The organism is Caballeronia hypogeia, from assembly GCF_001544875.2.
GTDB lineage: Bacteria > Pseudomonadota > Gammaproteobacteria > Burkholderiales > Burkholderiaceae > Caballeronia > Caballeronia hypogeia.
Window position 1 is genome coordinate 691,448 of sequence record NZ_FCOA02000001.1, and the last position, 19,190, is coordinate 710,637.

Sequence of the window (19,190 nt, forward strand, 5' to 3'; positions counted from 1 at the left end):
GCGCAAGAACCTGAGAGACGGCCGCCCGAAAGCGTAAAGCATTGTCGGGCGGTTTTGCGGCACGTTCCAGAACAGCTAACATCTCACCCCGGACCAAAAAGCCAAAACAGGGAGTTCATATGGCGTTCAAGGTGCGAGAGGTGAAAGGGACGAGCCGCGCGTGCGCGGCGCGAGCGATGCTCGGGGCGATGCTGCTCGCCGCATCGTCCGCGCAGGCCGCGATGAATTTCTGCGCCGCGCCCGCAATGCAGACGAGCGAGCGCACGAACGCCGATCCCGGAGTGCGGGCGCTGGTGAAGATGGTGCAATCACACGTCAACGACCAGCCGAAGCCGCGCGCGAAGCTGCACACGGAAGGCACGCTGCCGCACGAAGGCATCTACGACGAGAGCGTCGCAGCGGAAAAGGATCTTGGCCTGATGCGCGATGCCGCGCTGGCGTGGCGCGCGACCGGCGACGAGCGCTATCTGCGGCTGGTCGACCGCTTTCTGTTCGCGTGGACGACGACTTATCAGCCGAGCTTCAATCCGATCGACGAGACGAACTTCGAATCGCTGATCCTCGCGTACGACCTCACCGCGAGCGCGCTGCCGGTGAAGACGCGCAACACGGCGAATGCGTTCATCACGAAGATGGTGAGCGGCTATATCGCCGATATGGACAAGCAGCCGCGCCCGCTCACGGGCAACTATCGGAACAACTGGCAGAGTCATCGAGTGAAGCTGGTGGCGATGGGCGCGTTCACCATCGACGATCGCAAGATGATCAATGCGGCGCAGCGGCTGTTCGTCGAGCATATCGGCGACAACATCGCGCCGGATGGCTCGACGGTGGATTTCGCCGAACGCGATGCGCTGCGCTATGTCACGTACGACCTTCAGCCGCTCGTGACGGCCGCGCTCGCGGCGCGCCGGCATAACCGCAACTGGCTGCCGGAGCGCGCGCAATCGGGCGCGACGCTCGCGGAAGCGCTCAACTGGCTCACACCGTATGCGCTCGGCACCAAAACGCACGACGAATTCGTGAAGTCTTCAGTGCCTTTCGACGCCAAGCGTCGCGAGGCGGGACTGCCGGGTTACTCGGGTCAATGGGACCCGAAGAACGCGGCGGAACTCTTTCATCTGGCGGCGCGTCTCGACGGCCGCTACGCGCCGGTGGCGCTGCGGCTCGCGCCGACGCCGCCCGCGTGGCTCGCGGTGTGTCTGCCGCTGCCGGCGCGTTAATCTTTCCAGCTAGGTGATGTCATGGCAGTCAGCGTATTCGACCTCTTCAAGATCGGCATCGGCCCTTCGAGCTCGCACACCGTCGGGCCGATGCGCGCCGCGCTGATGTTCGCGCAAGGGCTCGAGCGCGACGGGCTGCTGGCATCGACGGCCTCGGTGAAATGCGAGCTTTACGGCTCGCTGGGCGCGACGGGCAAGGGCCACGGCACCGATCGCGGCGTGATGCTCGGCCTGATGGGCGACGCGCCCGACACCGTCGATGCATCGAGCATCGTGTCGCGTCTCGGGCAGGTGCGCACGGCGAAGACGCTCGCGCTGCTCGGCACGCACGAGATTCCGTTCACGCTCAAGGAGCACATCGCGTTCTATCGGCAGGCGCTGCCAGAGCATCCGAACGGCATGAAGCTTTTCGCGTTCGATGCAAGCGGCGCGGAGTTGCGCGAAGCGACGTACCTGTCGGTAGGCGGCGGCTTCGTCGTCACGGCGGGCGCGGCGAACACGGCGGTGCTGACCGCGCACGAGCAGTTGCCGTATCCGTTCCAGACCGGCGACGAGCTGATGAAAATGTGCGCGGAGTCGGGCAAATCCATCGCGCAGTTGATGTGGGAAAACGAGCGCGTCTGGCGCAGCGAAGAAGAGATCCGCAGCGGGCTTTTGCGCATCTGGGACGTGATGCAGGATTGTGTCGCGCGTGGATGCGGCATCAACAACCCCGAGGCAGAAGGGAATCTGCCCGGACCGTTTCAGGTGAAGCGGCGCGCGCCGCAGTTGTACAAGGCGCTGGCGGAAAAGCCGGAACAGGCGCTGCGCGATCCTTTGTCGATGATCGACTGGATCAACCTTTATGCGATCGCGGTGAACGAAGAGAACGCGATCGGCGGACGAGTCGTGACGGCGCCGACGAACGGCGCGGCGGGCATCATTCCGGCGGTTCTGCACTATTACGATCGGTTCGTTCCCGGCTCGAATACACAAGGCGTGATCGACTTTCTGCTGACGGCGGCGGCCATCGGCATTCTGTACAAAATGAACGCGTCCATTTCCGGCGCGGAAGTGGGCTGTCAGGGCGAGGTGGGCGTCGCCTGTTCGATGGCGGCCGGCGCGCTCGCCGCGGTGCTCGGCGGAACGCCGGCGCAGGTGGAGAATGCCGCGGAGATCGGCATGGAGCACAACCTCGGGCTGACCTGCGATCCGGTCGGCGGAATGGTGCAGATTCCGTGCATCGAACGCAACGCGATGGGCTCGGTGAAAGCCGTGAACGCGGCGCGCATGGCCATGCGCGGAGATGGCTCCCACTACGTTTCGCTCGATTCGGTCATCAAGACCATGCGCGAAACGGGCGCGGATATGAAGACCAAGTACAAGGAAACTTCGCGCGGCGGATTGGCGGTGAATATTGTGGAGTGTTGAAGGGACATAAGCGGGGCGGCGTTCGACGCAAGTCGGCCGTTCGGCCGATTACCCACGCCGCATTCATTGCTTAGGATGACGACATGAGTCATCGACGGAACAAGCAATGTTTGAAGTTACCGAAGTAAAGGAGTGGCGCTGCCTTTCCACCATCAGCGTGCGATACGAAGGCAAAGATGCCGCATCGCATGAGATAGATCTGAATCAGCTCGGGCAGTCGATTCAGGGCTTAGCACGCGTCTTCGCGTTGTGCTCCAATGCCTTGCTGACGGGAGAGATCAGTACTCGTCTCGAAGCGCTTGATGTCCGCGTAGTCTGTTCTCCCGTCGCGGAACATCGCTGCTTCGAGGTCTTGGCGATGGTGAAAAGTATGGCGATCAGCAAGGAACTTTGGTCCGGTGCGTTTGGCGCCGTGCTTGCTGTCGTGGTTCAGTATGTATTGTCTCGACGCGAGCAAGATCAAATGAAATACGTCAACGAAATATTGTCTCGCCGCGAGCAAGCTCAAGTGAGATACGACGAACTATCGTCCCGCCGCGAACAAGATCAAGCGAAATACGTCAACGAAAGCTTGAAGCATTTCCATGATGCGTTGCAGGTTGCGCTGCGAAACAATCAGGCGAGTACCGAGAGTGTCGTAAGCGTGGCTGACAAGCTCGTGTCTCTCATCGACAAGCTCACCGATGTTCTTCGTCCTGCCGCGCGTCAGGCGCTCAGTCCCATCGACCGCTCTTGCAGCCGTATCGATCTCTACAGCGAAGGAGACCGGTTCATGACGTTGAGTTCGGACCACAAACGCGCGTTCGAGAAAGCAGACACTGCGATATCCGAGATCGCGCCATATGTCGGCGTCATCTCCGAGTTCGACATGGCAACGGGCGCGTGCAAAGTCACGCTACACGGTGACACCGCACGCATCGCTGCACTCGTGATCGATCCGGTGTTCAATCAGCCGAACAACCGCTACGTACGAGCGATGGCGTCGGCCAACCCGATCCGCTTTCTCGCGAAGGCGGGCCTGGACTCGGAGAGCAATCTCATCAAGCTTTATATTTCCGACTCGTCGGAGCTTGAAACGGAACTCGCCGTGGAGTAATCACGCCCCGATCAAATTAACCACTTTCACATTCCGCGTATCCGGCACTTCCGCATACGACAGCACCTTCAACTGCGGCAGGCTCCTCCGCAGGAACCGCGCCAGCATCGCGCGCAATGAATGCTGCACCAGCAGCACCGGCGGAAGCCCGAGATTCTGCTGACGCATGATCGCGTTCTGCGTCGAGTTCATCAGCGTCTGAGCGAGCCCGGGCTCCAGCCCCGGATTCGCGCCTGTCGAAAGCGCCTGCGACAACACACGCTCCAACGTCGGATCGAGGCCCATCACCTGCAAGTCGTCCGCGCCCGGATACCACTGCTGCGTGATCGCGCGCCCCAGCGAGAGACGCACCGCCGCCGTGAGATCGTAGGCGTCGGACATCTTCGGCGCGTGTTCCTGCAGCGCGTCGAGAATCGTGCGCATGTCGCGGATCGGCACGCTTTCGTCGAGCAGGTTTTGCAGCACCTTTTGCAGCGTCGTGAGCGATAGAACTTTCGGCACCAGATCGTCCGTGAGCGAAGGCGTGTCCTTGCCGATGCGCTCCAGCAATGCCTGCACTTCCTGACGCCCGAGCAGCTCGGCGGCATGCGTGACGACCAGATGGTTCAAATGCGTCGCGACGACCGTGCTCGCATCGACCACCGTGTAGCCGTACACCTGAGCCTGTTCGCGCAGATTCGTGTCGATCCACACCGCCGGCAGGCCGAACGCAGGGTCCTGCGTCTGCGCGCCGGGCAGCGCGGCCGAAACCTGGCCCGGATTGATCGCGAGCCACTGACCCGGGAACGCTTCGCCGACACCCACTTCCACGCCCTTCAGCGCGATGCGATAACCGTTCGGCCGCAGTTCCAGGTTGTCGCGGATATGAATGACCGGCGGCAAAAAGCCGATTTCCTGCGCGAACTTCTTGCGAATGCCCTTGATGCGCTTGAGCAGCTCGCCATCGGCGTTCTTGTCGACGAGCGGAATCAGGCGATAACCCACTTCCAGCCCGAGCGGATCGATCAGCGCGACATCTTCCCAGCTCGCTTCGGCATTCTCGGCCGAAGCAGCCGCTGCGCTTGCCGCGAGCGGCGTGACATCGGTGACGGCGCTCTTCTTCTTTGCCTCGGCGCGCTTGTTCATCGACCGCGCGGCGTACACGAGGCCGCCGCCGAGCAGCAGAAACGCGAAGTGCGGCATGCCCGGAATCAGTCCCATCACGCCGATGATCACGCCCGTGATCATCAGCACACGCGGGTTCTGGAACAACTGGCCGGTCAGCTGCGTGCCGATGTCTTCCTCGGTCGCCACGCGCGAGACGATCACGCCCGCCGCCGTCGAAATGATGAGCGACGGAATCTGCGCGACCAGACCATCGCCGATGGTCAGCAGCGTGTAGTTGGTCGCCGCGTGCGAGAAGTCCATGTCGTGCTGGAGCATGCCGACGATCAGCCCGCCCACCACGTTGATGACCATGATGAGCAAGCCCGCGATCGCGTCGCCGCGCACGAACTTCGACGCACCGTCCATCGAACCGTAGAACTCGGCTTCCTGCGCCACGCTCTGGCGGCGCTTCTTCGCGGTTTCCTCGTTGATCAGGCCGGCGTTCAGGTCGGCGTCGATGGCCATCTGCTTGCCGGGCATCGCATCGAGCGTGAAGCGCGCGCCCACTTCGGCGATACGTCCCGCGCCCTTCGTGATCACCATGAAGTTGATGATCATCAGAATGACGAACACGACGATACCGACCGCGAAATTCCCGCCGACGAGAAAGTGCCCGAACGACTCGATCACCTGACCCGCCGCATCCGGACCGGTATGACCTTCGAGCAGCACGATGCGCGTCGACGCGACGTTCAGCGAAAGACGCAGCAGCGTGGAGAACAGCAGCACGCTCGGGAACGCCGCGAAGTCGAGCGGCTTTTGCGTGTACATGCTGACGAGCAGCACCATCACCGACAGCGCGATGTTGAAGGTGAACAGCAAGTCCAGCAGAAACGACGGCAAGGGCAAAATCATCATGCCCAGGATCATGCAGATCAGGATCGGGCCGGCTAAGGCTCGAAGGTTCTGCGTACCCAGCGCGTCGGGGCGTTTGGCGAAAAATCCAGCGCGCGCGTTCATGCTGCGGCTCCATTGTCAGTGTTGTCGCCGGACAGGACTTCGGAGGCTTCCTGATCGGCGTCGGCGTCGGATACGCCGCCCTTGTCGAGTTCCTTCGGCACATCGAGATCGGACGGTTCGTCCGGCTTGATGCCGCCATCTTCCTTGTAGCGCTTGAGCTGATAGACCCACGCCAGCACTTGCGCCACCGCGCCGTACAACGCGCCCGGAATCTCGCGGTTGATCTCGACGTTGTGATACAGCGCGCGCGCCAGCGGCGGCGCTTCGAGAAGCGGCACGTTGTTCTCGCGGCCCAGCTCGCGGATGCGCGCCGCCACCAGATTCACGCCCTTCGCGACGACCTTCGGCGCGCGCATCTCGCCGTCCGCGTACTTCAGCGCGACGGCGAAGTGCGTCGGGTTGGTGACGATCACATCGGCGGTCGGGATCGCCTGCATCATCCGGCGACGCGCGGCCGCCCGCTGCTGCTGGCGGATCTTGCCCTTGATGTGCGGATCGCCTTCGCTTTCCTTGTGCTCGCGCTTCACTTCTTCCTTGCTCATGCGAAGCTTCTTCGCGTGCGAATACAGCTGATACGGCACGTCCACTGCCGCGACGAGAAACAGCCCGGCGATCGCCATACCGCAGCAGACGAAGATCAGGTGCATCGCGTCGGCGAGCGCGAGGTTGATCGGCTTGCTTAGGAGGCCGAGCACTTCGGCCTTGCGGCTCCAGATCGCCGAGCCCGCCATGCCGCCGACGACGATCGTTTTCAGGAGCGACATGCCGAGCTGCACCGGGCCCTGCACCGAGAAAATCTTGCCCAGGCCGCTGATCGGATTCAGCCGGCCGAAGTTCGGCGCGAGCGGCTTGGTGGTGATGAGCCAGCCGCCGAGCGCCATCGGCGCGGCCAGCGCGGCGAAGGCCGTCAGCAGCAGCACCGGCAGCACGGCGAACAAACCTTCCTTGCTGGCGTTCGCCGCGCCGATCATCATCTGGTGCGTGTCGAGCACCATCGCGTGATCGAAGGTGAACGCGCCGCGCAGGATCGACTGCAAATGCTGGCTGATCGGACCCGACAGGCCCCAAACACCGAAAAATCCCGCCGCCAGCAGCGCGAACGACGCGAGCTCCCGCGAACGCGCAACCTGGCCTTCCTCCCGCGCCTTTTCCAGGCGCTTGGGAGTGGCTGATTCGGTTTTTTCGAGATCGCTTTCTTCTGCCACCGGGCCTTACTCCGTTCCTTCAATCGTTTCCACATGCAAGCGGCACGGAGCCGCTTTTTGATGAAACCGATTATTGCGGAAGGCGTCGAGCGACCATCGGCGGATAAGGCCGGGGAAAAGGGGGTTATTCGGTAGATGAAAGCGCGGGAAACGAAAGCGGCGCATACCCCGCATGAGGCACGCGCCGTTTTATGGTTGTAGCGTCGAAAGCGATCACGTGCCCGGCAGGCGCCCGTCCGGACCGTAGAAACCGGCCTTCGACGGCGCGACCTGCAACGCGGCGAGCGCTTTGCGGTTGTATTCCATGCGCGTGCGGATCAGCACGCCATTGTTGTTGTTGCCTTGCTTCGCGCGACGAGCGGCGGCGGTGAGCAGGGCCCATTGCTCGGCGAGCGGGCCATCGCCCGCTGCGGCGGCTTCCATGCCGACGAAGCCAGTGGGGAAACCGAGCGCCGCCAGTTGGGCGTCGCGCTCTTTTTCGAGCGCCGAGATGCGCTCGGTCAGCACGGTCTTGTTCTCGACGATTCCGGGCAGCGCCGGAAGCGGCTGCGCGGCGATCAGCGCTTTTTCCTCGTCGACGAGGAGGGATTCGAAGGCCTGAACGGCGGCGACTTCTTCAGTGACGGTGGCAAGCAGGGCGTCTTTCATTGCATCGCTCATAAAGCAGAAGCGGTTTCAAAAAGCCGCCGTGCGATGAACGCCGCTGCGCCGCCCGCGCGCCTGCTTTCTGAGCGGCGCGGCCGGATCACTGCGTTCAGCCGCCGGTCGGCGGGGTTCTCGTTTGCAGCAGGTCGCGGGCGGTGTTCAGAATGCCGTCGGCGATCTTGCTGGTGTCCATCTTCAGGCTGCCGTCGCGAATCGCCGCCTTGATCGAATCGACTTTCGCCGTGTCGATGTCCGAGCCATTCGATGCGCGCAGGTCGCTCGACAACGACGACAGGTTCACCGTCGAGTTCTGCGCCGGGCTCGCGCCCGATTGCTGGGTCGTGCTCGCGGCCGCCTTGGCGTCGCTTTGCGACGCGCGCGGCAGGTTGTCTTGAAGGCTTGCCAGAGTGGTGTTGCTATTCGATTCGATCTTCACGATGTCCATTCCCGAACGTGTTGAGTCCTTTAACGGCGACGGGTGTTGAAAACTTTACCCTGCCGATGGACCGCCAACTGTCGCTCGCCGTGCTCATCGCGCTAAAAGCCTTATCTGGCGGGCTTCGAGCACATTTGCAACAAAATGAAACAAACGTGGGGGGGCGAACAAATCGCTGTTTTTACAGCGAAACTTCTACGGTCTGACTGTCTTTCACGATGCCGGTGATGATCTGCCCACCGGCGGTTTTTACACGGACCTGCTGGCCGGGCGCGGCGTTGTTCATCGCGCTGCCTTCGACGGAAATGGAGAAACCCGAGCCGCCGGCGACCACGCGCACGTTCTGGCCGATCGCGACGGAGCTCGCGGCGCGCAGCATGTCGGTGCGCAGCGGCAGGCCGGCCGGCACGCGCGACAGCGCGACTGCGCCGACGGCCTGCGCCGGATCGGTGACGATGGCCTGCGGCATCGCGGTGATGTCGCCGTCGCGGGCGATCAGGTCGGCCTGGCCGAGCACTTCGCCCGGCGCGATGGCGCGCGCGGCCAGATAGTAGGTGGCGTTGATCGAGACGCGCGCCTGCACGTAGAGCGTCCACGGCCGCTCCCCGACGCAGCGCACGCCGACCGTCATGCGGCCCCAGAGGCGCGCGCCGGTCGGCAGGAACGGATCGAGCGACGAGCACGCGGCCAAGCCGCGCGGAAACACGGGCGTGACGGTGATCTCGACCTTGCCGGGCAATCCGGCGGCTTGCTGCTGAAGGAAATTCAGCGCGGCTACGCGGATGGATTCGCCGTCCTGCATCGTTGCGGGCGTGGCGGCCGTTCCGGGCGCTGGCGGCAATGTCGCGGCGGCGGGCGTCGCGGCCGTTGCCGCTGACGACGACGGATTGAAGCTCACGCGCCGCATCGGCGACGCGGCGTTCGCGGCGGGAACCGCCGTGCCGGCCGCGACGGGCCGCGTATTCATGGTGCGCGAGGCGGCGGCGTCATCGCGGGTGACGACGACCGGCATCACATCGCGCGATGCGGATGCAGCGGGGACTTTGATAATTGCCGGAGCCGGAGCCGGAGCCGGAGCCGGAGCCTGGGCCACAACCGCGCGCGCAGGCTTCGCCTGAGCCGGACCGGGAATGACGATCATGCCGCTCGCGTCGTTCATCGAATCATCGGCCGCGTCCGCGCGGGCTTCGAGATCGAGCGCGGCGTTGCGCATGGCGGCATCGGCTGCTTTCGTCGCGGCGCGATAGCCGCTCGAACGCACGGGAGCCGGCGCGACAGCAGTCGCGACCGGCGTGGACGCACGCGCGGCCGGCGCATTGAGGCTTTTCGCCATGTCGGCCGCGGCGGCGGGATTGGTCTCCGCGTTGCCCGGAATCACGATCATGCCGTCGCTCGACTGCGCATACGCAGCCGCCGCGACGCTCATGAACAGCGACACACCCGCGAGGGCGCGCCACGTGCGGCGTGCGAACGTCGCTGCGGCGCGAGCCGTAGGGTTCGATGCACGCTTCGCCGACCTGCTCATCCCATCTCTCCCTCACGCCGCCTATCTGACACGCGACGTCTCCAGATTCAAAAGCGCCGTGGACTGCGCGGCGACTGCATCGGCCGAAGCTTGCGGAAAAAACGCCCGCCATCGGCCACAAAAACGAATTCTAGTGAGTGCCCGCCGCGCGGAAGCGTCGAATAGAGGCCCCGTTTCCCGGTTATTCGTCGGATTAGTTCTTGCCCGGCGCTCCTAAGATGCGTGTCATGCAAAAAGGCCTCGGCGTTGCCCGACAGGAGAAACCGGAATGCTAGACAGACTCGACAAGGAATTCGCCTTTGGCCGTGAAGCGCTCGATGTGCGCGCTTACCGGCAGGAATTGCTGTCGTCGAATATCGCCAACGCCGACACACCCGGCTACAAAGCGCGCGACGTCGACTTCTCGAGCGCGCTCGCGGGCGCGCTCAAGCAGGGCGGCGGCGCCACGAACAACACGACGCTCAAGATGGCGCAGCCCGTCAGCGTGAGCACGAGCGGCGGCATGGCCGTGACCGCGAAAGGCCACATGAGCGGCACTTCGACCTTGAGTGCATCGGGCGGTTCGAGCGACGACTACGGCAAGCTCGCCTACCGCGTGCCGAGCCAGCCTTCGCTCGACGGCAACACGGTCGATCTCGACGCCGAGCGCGTGCAGTTCGCGGACAACGCGCTGCACTTCGAAGCGGGCATGACCGTGCTGTCGTCGCAGATCAAATCGATGCTCTCGGCGATCACGTCGAACAGTTGAACGAGGCCAAAGAGAAACCATGCCTTCCCTGATGAACATCTTCAACGTCGCCGGCTCGGCGATGTCGGCCCAGGCGCAGCGCCTGAACGTCACCGCGTCGAACCTGGCCAACGCGGACAGCACGACCGGCCCGGACGGCCAGCCGTACAAGGCCAAGCAGGTCGTGTTCGCGGTCGACCCGCTCGGCGGCGCGCGCACCGCGTCGGGCCAGCAGGTCGGCGGCGTGCAGGTGACCGGAGTCGTCGACGATCCGAGCCCGATGAAAACCAGCTACGACCCGAGCAATCCCGCGGCCAACGCGGACGGCTACGTCACCATGCCGAACGTCGATCCCGTGCAGGAGATGGTCAACATGATTTCCGCGTCGCGTTCCTATCAGGCGAACGTCGAAACGCTCAATACCGCCAAGCAGCTGATGCTCAAGACCCTGACCATCGGCACCTGATAGAGACTTCAAGGAACACAACGTGAGCTCCTCCAGCACAACCATCGGCAGCAACGGCACGACCGTCTCGCAGACGCTGCTCGACACCATGAACGGCGCGTCGTCGAGTTCGTCGACGTCTTCGTCGAGCTCCGCGACCGGCACGCAGTCGGCGTCGGATCTGCAGAACACCTTTCTCACGCTGCTCGTCACGCAGTTGAAGAACCAGGACCCGACCAATCCCGCCGACAGCTCGCAGATGACCTCGCAGCTCGCGCAGATCAACACGGTGACGGGCATCGGCCAGTTGAACACCTCGCTGTCCTCGCTCGCGACGCAGCTTTCCGCCGGCCAGCAGACGCAGGCCGCGCTGTTGATTGGCTCGAACGTGCTCGCGGCGGGCAGCAACGTGACGGTGTCGAGCGGCGCGTCGTCGAGCTTCGGCGTGCAGCTCGCGAACGATGTCAGCGACCTGCAGATCGTCGTGAAGAACTCGTCGGGCCAGATCGTCAACACGCTCGATCTCGGCGCGCAAGGCGCGGGCGTCGTGCCGGTCACGGGCTGGACGCCGGTCGATTCGAAGGGCAACACGCTCGCCGACGGCAGCTACACGATCACCGCGCAGGGCACGATCAACGGCCAGCAGGCGACGGCCACGACGCTCGCGGCCTCGCAGGTGCAGAGCGTCGTGCAGATGTCCGGCGGCGCGCCGGGCCTCAAGCTCTCGAACGGTTCCACGGTTGCGCTGTCGAGCGTCGCCTCGATCCTTTAAGTCAACGTTTTTAGGACGAGCGCGATCTCGTCACGGAGATACATCACATGAGCTATCAACAAGCACTGAGCGGTCTGGGCGCCGCATCGAGCGACCTGGACGTCATCGGCAACAACATCGCGAACGCGAACACGGTCGGTTTCAAGCAGGGCGCGGCGCAGTTCGCCGACATGTACGCCAACTCCATGGCCACGGCCGTCAGCAACCAGATCGGTATCGGCACGCGTCTGTCCGAAGTGCAGCAGCAGTTCTCGCAAGGCACGATCACGACGACCAACCAGGCGCTCGACGTCGCGATCAACGGCAACGGTTTCTATCAGTTGTCGAACAACGGCTCGATCGTCTATTCGCGCAACGGCGTGTTCCATCTCGATGACAGCGGCAAGATCGTCAACTCGTCGGGCATGCAGCTGATGGGTTACGCGGCCGATTCGAGCGGCGTGGTGAACAGCGCGAGCACGGTGCCGCTGACGGTGCCGACCGCGAACATCTCGCCGACCGCGACGAAGAAGATCACTGCGCAGTTCAACCTGAACTCGCAGGACGCCGATCAGACGATGACCTTCGATCCGACCAACGGCAACACGTACAACGCGTCGACTTCGGTCGACACGTACGACACGCTCGGCGGCACGCAAAAGGTATCCGTCTATTTCCAGAAGACGACGACCGGCCAATGGGAAGCATGGGCGGGCTACGGCGATCCGGTCACGCAAAAGACCGATCTCGGCTCGATCACGTTCGATTCGAGCGGGACGCTGAACGGCACGACGGCGAACACCACGGCCGGCGTGAGCTCGTCGGACAAGGGCATTTTCACGTTCACGATCCCGAACGGCGCCGACCCGACCGGCAACACCAAGCAGACGCTGACGCTCGACCTGACCGGCACGACGCAGTACGGCGCGAAGAGCGGCATCAACAACCTGCATCAGGACGGCAACAGCACGGGCGAGCTGACCGGCTTCACGGTCGGCACGGACGGCATGCTGACGGGTAACTACTCGAACGGCGAGACGAAGGCGCTTGGCCAGATCGCACTGGCGAACTTCAACAACCAGAACGGCCTGCAGAACCTCGGCGGCAACGTGTACGCGCAGACCGCGGCTTCGGGTGCGCCCCAGGTGTCGGTGCCCGGCTCGACCAACCACGGCACGCTGCAGGGCGGCGCGGTGGAAAACTCCAACGTCGATCTGACGAGCGAACTGGTGAATCTGATCACCGCGCAGCGCAACTATCAGGCGAACGCGCAGACGATCAAGACGCAGCAGACCGTCGACCAGACGCTGATCAATCTGTAAGCAACGTCCGCACGCATAGGCTAGAAGGAAGCGATTCATGGACCGTCTGATCTACACCGCGATGACCGGCGCCAGCCAGGCGCTCGAGCAGCAGGCCGTCGTGGCGAACAACCTCGCGAACACGTCGACCACGGGTTTCAAGGCGCAGCTCGCGGCGTTCCGCCAGGTGCCGATGTCGTTCGAGAACCAGTCCGCCGATGGCACGACGCGCACTTTCGTGCTCTCGTCGACGCCGAACGCGGACTACTCGGCAGGCCCGATCCAGCAGACCGGCAATCCGCTCGACGTCGCGGTGCAGGGCCCGGGCTGGCTGTCGGTGCAGGCGGCTGACGGCAGCGAGGCTTACACGCGCGCGGGCAATCTGCATGTGGATCAGAACGGCCAGCTCGTCACGGCGAACAATCTGCCGGTGCTCGGCAACAGCGGTCCGCTGTCGATTCCGCCAGGCGCGGAAGTGACGATCGGAAAGGACGGCACGATCTCCGCGCTGATCCCGGGCGACCCGCCGACGGCGATCGCGGTCGTCGACCAGTTGAAGCTCGTGAATCCCGATCCGGCGTCGCTCACGCGTGGCGACGACGGCCTGTTCCGCACCGCGAGCGGCGACCCCGCCGACGCGGACCCGAATGTCGTCGTGGCCGGCGGCGCGCTCGAAGGCAGCAACGTGAACCCGGTCTCCGCGATGGTCTCGATGATCACCAACGCCCGGCAATTCCAGATGCAGACCAAGCTGATGGAATCGGCCGACCAGAACGAACAGTCGGCCAACAAGCTGCTCAATTTCTCCTAAAGCCGCGCACGCGGGCTACATCGGACACGAAAGAACATGAATCGCTCTCTCTACATCGCCGCGACCGGCATGAATGCGCAGCAAGCGCAAATGGACACGATCTCGAACAACCTCGCCAACGTGAGCACGAACGGCTTCAAGGGCTCGCGCGCGGTGTTCGAGGATTTGCTGTATCAGACCACCCGCCAGCCGGGCGCAAACTCGACGCAGCAAACGGAACTCGCGTCGGGTGTGCAGCTCGGCACCGGCGTGCAGCAGGTCGCAACTGAACGTCTCTACACGCAGGGCAATCTGCAGCAGACCGGCAATTCGAAGGACGTCGCGATCAACGGCCAGGGCTTCTTCCAGGTGACGATGCCCGACGGCACGACGGCCTACACCCGCGACGGCTCGTTCCAGACCAACGCGCAGGGCCAGCTCGTCACGTCGAGCGGCTATCAGCTGAATCCGGCGATCACGATTCCGCAGAACGCGACCTCGATCACCATCGGCTCGGACGGCACGGTGTCGATCACGCAGCCGAGCAGCACCGCCAGCACGACGGTCGGCGCGATCCAGCTCGCGACCTTCATCAACCCGGCCGGTCTGGAAGCGCGCGGCGAGAACCTGTTCTCGGAAACGGGCAGCTCGGGCGCGCCGAACGTGTCGCAGCCGGGACTGAACGGCGCGGGTTCGCTGCAACAGGGTTATGTGGAAGCGTCGAACGTGAACGTGGTGCAGGAACTGGTCAACATGATCCAGACGCAGCGCGCCTACGAAATCAACAGCAAGGCCGTGACGACGTCCGATCAAATGCTGCAGACGCTCTCGCAGATGCAGGTTTAACCCTCTATTCGACGGATAGGAATCGCGATGATGGCGTCACACTAACGCTCATTTCGCTTCAAACGAGTTATCACGATGTCGTCACTTCATCTCGCCGCGCGGGTTTCGCGCCTCGCTTCGGTTGCTGCGCTCGGTGCGGCGCTCGTCGCATGCGGTCTCGTGCCGAAAGAGCCGATCGTCCAGCAGCCGATGACCGCGCGTCCGCCGCAACCGCCGGTCGGCACGCGTTCGCCCGGCGCGATCTACAACGCGGGCTATGCCGGACGGCCGCTGTTCGAAGACCAGCGTCCGCGCAACGTGGGCGACATTCTGACCATCGTGATCTCGGAAAACGTCAACGCGACGAAGTCGTCGGCGGCGAACACGAATCGCGGCGGCAACGCCTCGTTCGCGGTGCCGACGACGCCGGGCATCTTCGGCGGCCTGTTCAACAACACGAACCTGTCGGCGACCGGCGCCAACAAGTTCACCGCGGCGGGCGGCGCGAGCGCGGCCAACACGTTCAGCGGCACGCTGACCGTGACCGTCACGGAAGTGATGTCCAACGGCAACCTGATGGTGAGCGGCGAGAAGCAGATGCTCATCAACCAGGGCAACGAATTCGTGCGCTTCTCGGGCGTCGTCAATCCGACCACCATCTCGGGCAGCAACACCGTGTTCTCCACGCAAGTCGCCGACGCGAAGATCGAATACTCGGCGAAGGGTTATATCGACGAAGCGGAAAACATGGGCTGGCTCCAACGCTTCTTCCTCAACGTCGCGCCGTTCTGACCGATCATGAATCCGCTTCTCCGTTTCGTTTCGTTCTCGCTCGCCGCTGCGCTCGTCGCAATTGGTTCCGCGCATCAGGCGCACGCCGAGCGCCTCAAGGACCTCGTGTCGTTCCAGGGCGTGCGTGACAATCCGCTGATCGGCTATGGCCTCGTCGTCGGTCTCGACGGCACCGGCGACCAGACGATGCAGACGCCGTTCACCACGCAGTCGCTCACCAACATGCTCGGCAATCTCGGCATCACGGTGAACTCGGCGACCACGCAGAACATGCAGTTGAAGAACGTCGCCGCCGTGATGGTGACCGCGACGCTGCCGCCGTTCGCGCGTCCGGGCGAAGCGATCGACGTGACGGTTTCGTCGCTCGGTAACGCGAAGAGCCTGCGCGGCGGCACGCTGCTGATGTCGCCGCTGAAGGGCGCCGACGGTCAGGTGTATGCGATGGCGCAGGGCAATCTCGTCGTCGGCGGCGCGGGCGCGAGTGCGAACGGCAGCAAGGTGCAGGTCAATCAGCTCGCGGTCGGCCGCATTTCGGCGGGCGCGATCGTCGAGCGCGCGGTGCCTTCGGCGCTGCAGCAGCAGGGCGGCGTGATGCAGATGGAACTGCGCGAGATGGATTTCGACACGACGCAGCGCATCGTCGCGGCAGTGAACAACCAGTTCGGCATGGGCACGGCGCTCGCGCTCGACGGCCGCACGATCCAGTTGCGCGCGCCGCAGGACCCAAGCCAGCAGGTGTCGTTCATGGCGGAGCTGCAGAACATCGACGTTCGTCCGGCGCAGGCCGCCGCGAAGGTGATCCTCAACGCGCGCACCGGTTCGATCGTGATGAATCAGATGGTCACGTTGCAGAACTGCGCCGTGGCGCACGGCAATCTGTCGGTGGTCATCAACACGAAGACGGCGGTGAGCCAGCCGGGTCCGTTCTCGAACGGCCAGACGGTCGCGGCGAAGGAGTCGTCGATTCAGCTCAAGCAGGACAGCGGCGCGCTCAAGATGCTCAACGCGGGCGCGAATCTGGCGGATGTCGTGAAGGCGCTCAACGCGCTCGGCGCGACGCCGGCGGATCTCATCTCGATCCTTCAGTCGATGAAGGCCGCCGGCGCGCTGCGCGCCGACCTCGAAATCATCTAAGGGACGAAGGCTCATGAACTCGAACACGACCGGCATCGCCAGCGCCGCGCTGGCATCGACCGATACGACGAGCGGCTTGTCGAACCTGTCGAACCGTTTCGCGCTCGATACACAGGGCTTCGACGCATTGCGCGCGCAGGCCGGCGCGAATCCGCAGCAAGGTTTGAAGGAAGCGGCCAAGCAGTTCGACGCCGTCTTCACGCAGATGATGTTGAAGAGCATGCGCGACGCGACGCCGTCGGACAGCCCGTTCGAATCGAACGATACGAAGTCGTTCACGGCGATGCTCGATCAGCAGTTGTCGCAGCAGATGTCGTCGAAGGGCATTGGCGTCGCGGACATGATGCTCAAGCAGCTGATGCGCAACTCGGGCGCGCAGACCGGCTCGAACGCGGCAGGCGGTTCGGGCGCGATGAACGCGATGCAGGCGCTCGGCGGCATGTCGGGGGGCGGCGGCGATATCGACGGCAACGCGGGCAACCTCGCCGCGATGAACGCGATGGCGAAAGCCTACGCGGCGGCTCAGGCGAACAAGAGCCAGGCGACGCTCGCGGGCAGGGGTTATTCGGCGGCGGATTCGCTGGAGCCGCCGGCGCGCGGCAACGGCTCGGACAAGGTCAACGCATTCGTCGACAAGCTCGCGGTGCCGGCGCAGGCCGCGAGCGCGGCGACGGGCATTCCGGCGCGTTTCATCATCGGTCAGGCGGCGCTGGAATCGGGCTGGGGCAAGCGCGAGATCAAGAACGCGAATGGCACGTCGAGCCACAACATTTTCGGCGTGAAAGCGACGAAGGACTGGACCGGCAAGACGGTGAATTCCGTCACCACGGAATACGTGAACGGCCAGCCGCAGAAGGTCGTGGAGAAATTCCGCGCTTACGATTCGTACGAGGACGCGCTCACCGATTACGCGAGCGTCATCAAGAACAATCCGCGCTATGCGCCGGTGATCCAGGCTTCGCGCGACGTCGCGGGCTTCGCGCACGGCATGCAGAAGGCGGGCTACGCGACCGACCCGCAATACGCGAAGAAGCTGATTTCGATCATGCGCCAGATCGTCTGACGACGAGGCGCATCGTATTCGCCGGATGATTGCGGCCGCGTTCTTGCTGAAGAGCCGGTCGCACGCGCGTTTTCGCGACGCGCAAAATGCGATTGATCGGACTTTTGACGGCAAACGTTTTACGTGCATGGGGACGGCGCACCACATACATTTTTCGCCGGGCGACCCTAAACTTTTAAAGTGGTATGCCGCTAACCTGAATAATCGAAGTGCCGGATCAATATCGATCCGGATCGACGCACGATGTTCGGGGATTTGAACGGCGTGCGAGCACATTGAACACGGCTAGCACCATGAACACCAATCACAAGCATGACGTTGCCGACGAGGACATTGCACCGAACGTGGATTTCGGCAGGCGCAATCCGCTGGAAATCGGCGTGGCGCTGCGGAATCTCGCGAATCGCGGCGATTTCCTTACGGCGCAATATGGCGACGGTCAGATCGTCACGCGTCTGCTCGACGTCGATGTGACTGCGCATCGTTTTACTTTCGACTGGGGCGGCGTTGCGGAACAGAACCGTGGCGTGCTTGCATCGAACAGGCTGGTGTTTCACGCGGCGCCGGAGGGCGTGCGTGTGGAATTCACGACGCCGACGCCTCGCGAGACGGTGTTCGATGGCCGGCCCGCGTTCGAGGTGGAGTTTCCGTCTGTGCTGTATTACATGCAGCGTCGCGAGTATTTCCGTGTCGAGGCGCCGGTGCTGGATCCGTATATTTGCTCGGGCACCTTGCCGGATGGGGAACGCTTCCGTTTCGAGGTGCATGACCTTTCGCTGGGTGGCGTTGCGCTGCGCACGACGGATGAGCGTGTGGCGAATCTGGAAATGGGCATCGTGTTGCAGGATGCTGAATTGCACTTCAGCGCGAACGGCAAGGTCACGGTGGATATGATGCTGGTTTCGCATCGGGAATCGACTAACGCCAAGGGTGATCGTCGATATACCATTGGGTTCAAGTTCACTTCGATGCCGGGATCGGCGGAAAATACGCTGCAGCGGCTGATTACTCAGCTCGAAATGAAACGGCGGTCATTGGCGAAGTAGGTTTTGCTGGCGCTTCGCATGTCGCTGGATTCGGATATCGTGAAATCCTGAATTCGTGTCGGTCTATTAGCACTGCCCCTCCCCGGGGCGGGGGTAACTTTCTTTGCTGCTGCAAAGAAAGTCACCAAAGAAAGCAGCTTTTCAGGCCCGCGGTCACACGCAATTTGGCCACACTTATTCTTTCCCCGTGGCCCTCGCCTAAGTGTCGCCCTCATAGGCCCCACCGGGCTTGGATCGCGGACCCACTGCCACATCGCACCGTTTAACTGACTGGTGCAGCGCCTGATAGCTCCGGCGCTGCGCTGCGCGCCGCCGACCGGTCAATCGGGTCCGCGCGCGCTTCTTTACTAACGCCGCCATCGCGCGGCATTTGCTCACCGACGGTTTCCCTTGCAGACCCAGCGGCAGCGCGTAGCGCTGTGCCGGTGCTATTTGGCGCTGAACCAGCCACTTTGACGTTCTAGCTCGTCAGACCGTGCGCGATCCACTTTGCGTCAGACCTTCGAGGGAGACACTGAGAGGCCGGGCCAATCAGAACGAGGACTACGAGCCCGTTTGGAGCACTCCGGGTCTAGAAAGCTGCTTTCTTTGGTGGGCGGCCTCAAATCTGAAGTGCAACACCTGTTTCGTATAAGGTGTTGCGATGCACGAAAGAACTCAGTATCAACAG

At 63.4% G+C, this 19,190-nt stretch carries 18 protein-coding genes; 13 read left to right on the forward strand and 5 right to left on the reverse strand.

The features are described from left to right. The first annotated feature begins 119 nt into the window (after positions 1-119). The 3 genes from AWB79_RS03175 (at position 120) to AWB79_RS39305 (ending at position 3,729) form a co-directional block, all read left to right on the forward strand. The gene (locus AWB79_RS03175; RefSeq protein WP_061165873.1) at positions 120-1,223 is read left to right on the forward strand and encodes an alginate lyase family protein; all 1,104 of its coding nucleotides are present in this window, start codon (positions 120-122) and stop codon (positions 1,221-1,223) included. A gap of 21 nt (positions 1,224-1,244) precedes the next feature. Further along, positions 1,245-2,633, forward strand: coding sequence for an L-serine ammonia-lyase (locus tag AWB79_RS03180; RefSeq protein WP_061165874.1), 1,389 nt, complete (start codon positions 1,245-1,247; stop codon positions 2,631-2,633). Positions 2,634-2,739: 106 nt separating this feature from the next. Further along, on the forward strand, positions 2,740-3,729 hold the full coding sequence (locus tag AWB79_RS39305; protein ID WP_157695683.1) for a DUF7946 domain-containing protein: 990 nt from the start codon (positions 2,740-2,742) through the stop codon (positions 3,727-3,729). Here the strand turns inward: AWB79_RS39305 and flhA are convergent, their stop codons facing one another. The 5 genes from flhA to flgA all read right to left on the reverse strand — a co-directional run bounded on the left by flhA (position 3,730) and on the right by flgA (position 9,646). Then, positions 3,730-5,835, reverse strand: coding sequence for a flagellar biosynthesis protein FlhA (gene flhA / locus AWB79_RS03195; RefSeq protein WP_061165877.1), 2,106 nt, complete (start codon positions 5,833-5,835; stop codon positions 3,730-3,732). It abuts the gene before it with no gap. Further along, positions 5,832-7,040 carry a flagellar biosynthesis protein FlhB gene (gene flhB, locus AWB79_RS03200; RefSeq protein ID WP_061165878.1) on the reverse strand — a complete coding sequence of 403 codons (1,209 nt, stop codon included), beginning with the start codon at positions 7,038-7,040 and terminating at the stop codon, positions 5,832-5,834. The genes flhA and flhB overlap by 4 nt, the downstream gene beginning before the upstream one ends. Before the next feature lie 213 nt (positions 7,041-7,253). Then, on the reverse strand, positions 7,254-7,688 hold the full coding sequence (locus AWB79_RS03205) for a flagellar protein FlgN (RefSeq protein ID WP_061165966.1): 435 nt from the start codon (positions 7,686-7,688) through the stop codon (positions 7,254-7,256). A 106-nt stretch (positions 7,689-7,794) separates the two neighbouring features. Continuing rightward, complete coding sequence (gene flgM, locus AWB79_RS03210) at positions 7,795-8,130, reverse strand: flagellar biosynthesis anti-sigma factor FlgM (RefSeq protein WP_082862251.1); 336 nt, start codon at positions 8,128-8,130, stop codon at positions 7,795-7,797. A 172-nt stretch (positions 8,131-8,302) separates the two neighbouring features. Beyond that, positions 8,303-9,646: a flagellar basal body P-ring formation chaperone FlgA gene (flgA, locus tag AWB79_RS03215; RefSeq protein WP_061165879.1), complete on the reverse strand. Its 1,344-nt coding sequence runs from the start codon at positions 9,644-9,646 to the stop codon at positions 8,303-8,305. A gap of 268 nt (positions 9,647-9,914) precedes the next feature. On the opposite strand from flgA, the gene flgB reads away from it, so the two are divergent. The 10 genes from flgB to AWB79_RS03265 all read left to right on the forward strand — a co-directional run bounded on the left by flgB (position 9,915) and on the right by AWB79_RS03265 (position 18,520). After that, on the forward strand, positions 9,915-10,394 hold the full coding sequence (gene flgB / locus AWB79_RS03220; RefSeq protein WP_061165880.1) for a flagellar basal body rod protein FlgB: 480 nt from the start codon (positions 9,915-9,917) through the stop codon (positions 10,392-10,394). Positions 10,395-10,413: 19 nt separating this feature from the next. Next, a complete protein-coding gene (gene flgC / locus AWB79_RS03225) occupies positions 10,414-10,839 on the forward strand; it encodes a flagellar basal body rod protein FlgC (protein WP_061165881.1) in 426 nt (141 codons plus the stop codon). A gap of 88 nt (positions 10,840-10,927) precedes the next feature. Further along, positions 10,928-11,590 carry a flagellar hook assembly protein FlgD gene (locus AWB79_RS03230; RefSeq protein ID WP_269767914.1) on the forward strand — a complete coding sequence of 221 codons (663 nt, stop codon included), beginning with the start codon at positions 10,928-10,930 and terminating at the stop codon, positions 11,588-11,590. A gap of 47 nt (positions 11,591-11,637) precedes the next feature. Beyond that, on the forward strand, positions 11,638-12,891 hold the full coding sequence (gene flgE, locus AWB79_RS03235) for a flagellar hook protein FlgE (RefSeq protein ID WP_061165883.1): 1,254 nt from the start codon (positions 11,638-11,640) through the stop codon (positions 12,889-12,891). Positions 12,892-12,928: 37 nt separating this feature from the next. Then, positions 12,929-13,681, forward strand: coding sequence for a flagellar basal-body rod protein FlgF (gene flgF / locus AWB79_RS03240; RefSeq protein ID WP_061165884.1), 753 nt, complete (start codon positions 12,929-12,931; stop codon positions 13,679-13,681). 36 nt (positions 13,682-13,717) lie between these two features. Beyond that, entirely contained in the window at positions 13,718-14,506 is a 789-nt protein-coding gene (flgG, locus tag AWB79_RS03245; protein ID WP_061165885.1) for a flagellar basal-body rod protein FlgG, read from the forward strand. A 75-nt stretch (positions 14,507-14,581) separates the two neighbouring features. Beyond that, the gene (locus AWB79_RS03250; RefSeq protein WP_061165886.1) at positions 14,582-15,277 is read left to right on the forward strand and encodes a flagellar basal body L-ring protein FlgH; all 696 of its coding nucleotides are present in this window, start codon (positions 14,582-14,584) and stop codon (positions 15,275-15,277) included. A gap of 6 nt (positions 15,278-15,283) precedes the next feature. Continuing rightward, positions 15,284-16,411, forward strand: coding sequence for a flagellar basal body P-ring protein FlgI (locus AWB79_RS03255; protein ID WP_061165887.1), 1,128 nt, complete (start codon positions 15,284-15,286; stop codon positions 16,409-16,411). A gap of 13 nt (positions 16,412-16,424) precedes the next feature. Then, positions 16,425-17,474 carry a flagellar assembly peptidoglycan hydrolase FlgJ gene (gene flgJ, locus AWB79_RS03260; protein WP_061165888.1) on the forward strand — a complete coding sequence of 350 codons (1,050 nt, stop codon included), beginning with the start codon at positions 16,425-16,427 and terminating at the stop codon, positions 17,472-17,474. A 293-nt stretch (positions 17,475-17,767) separates the two neighbouring features. Beyond that, complete coding sequence (locus tag AWB79_RS03265) at positions 17,768-18,520, forward strand: flagellar brake protein (protein WP_061165889.1); 753 nt, start codon at positions 17,768-17,770, stop codon at positions 18,518-18,520. The last annotated feature ends 670 nt before the right edge of the window (positions 18,521-19,190 follow it).

Bases quoted from the DNA above. Each gene is read 5' to 3' on its own strand.
- AWB79_RS03175 (WP_061165873.1), top strand. From the start codon at position 120: ATGGCGTTCAAGGTGCGAGAGGTGAAAGGGACGAGCCGCGCGTGCGCG.
- AWB79_RS03180 (WP_061165874.1), top strand. From the start codon at position 1,245: ATGGCAGTCAGCGTATTCGACCTCTTCAAGATCGGCATCGGCCCTTCG.
- AWB79_RS39305 (WP_157695683.1), top strand. From the start codon at position 2,740: ATGTTTGAAGTTACCGAAGTAAAGGAGTGGCGCTGCCTTTCCACCATC.
- flhA (WP_061165877.1), bottom strand. From the start codon at position 5,835: ATGAACGCGCGCGCTGGATTTTTCGCCAAACGCCCCGACGCGCTGGGT.
- AWB79_RS03205 (WP_061165966.1), bottom strand. From the start codon at position 7,688: ATGAAAGACGCCCTGCTTGCCACCGTCACTGAAGAAGTCGCCGCCGTT.
- flgM (WP_082862251.1), bottom strand. From the start codon at position 8,130: ATGGACATCGTGAAGATCGAATCGAATAGCAACACCACTCTGGCAAGC.
- flgA (WP_061165879.1), bottom strand. From the start codon at position 9,646: ATGAGCAGGTCGGCGAAGCGTGCATCGAACCCTACGGCTCGCGCCGCA.
- flgB (WP_061165880.1), top strand. From the start codon at position 9,915: ATGCTAGACAGACTCGACAAGGAATTCGCCTTTGGCCGTGAAGCGCTC.
- flgC (WP_061165881.1), top strand. From the start codon at position 10,414: ATGCCTTCCCTGATGAACATCTTCAACGTCGCCGGCTCGGCGATGTCG.
- AWB79_RS03230 (WP_269767914.1), top strand. From the start codon at position 10,928: ATGAACGGCGCGTCGTCGAGTTCGTCGACGTCTTCGTCGAGCTCCGCG.
- flgE (WP_061165883.1), top strand. From the start codon at position 11,638: ATGAGCTATCAACAAGCACTGAGCGGTCTGGGCGCCGCATCGAGCGAC.
- flgF (WP_061165884.1), top strand. From the start codon at position 12,929: ATGGACCGTCTGATCTACACCGCGATGACCGGCGCCAGCCAGGCGCTC.
- flgG (WP_061165885.1), top strand. From the start codon at position 13,718: ATGAATCGCTCTCTCTACATCGCCGCGACCGGCATGAATGCGCAGCAA.
- AWB79_RS03250 (WP_061165886.1), top strand. From the start codon at position 14,582: ATGTCGTCACTTCATCTCGCCGCGCGGGTTTCGCGCCTCGCTTCGGTT.
- AWB79_RS03255 (WP_061165887.1), top strand. From the start codon at position 15,284: ATGAATCCGCTTCTCCGTTTCGTTTCGTTCTCGCTCGCCGCTGCGCTC.
- flgJ (WP_061165888.1), top strand. From the start codon at position 16,425: ATGAACTCGAACACGACCGGCATCGCCAGCGCCGCGCTGGCATCGACC.
- AWB79_RS03265 (WP_061165889.1), top strand. From the start codon at position 17,768: ATGAACACCAATCACAAGCATGACGTTGCCGACGAGGACATTGCACCG.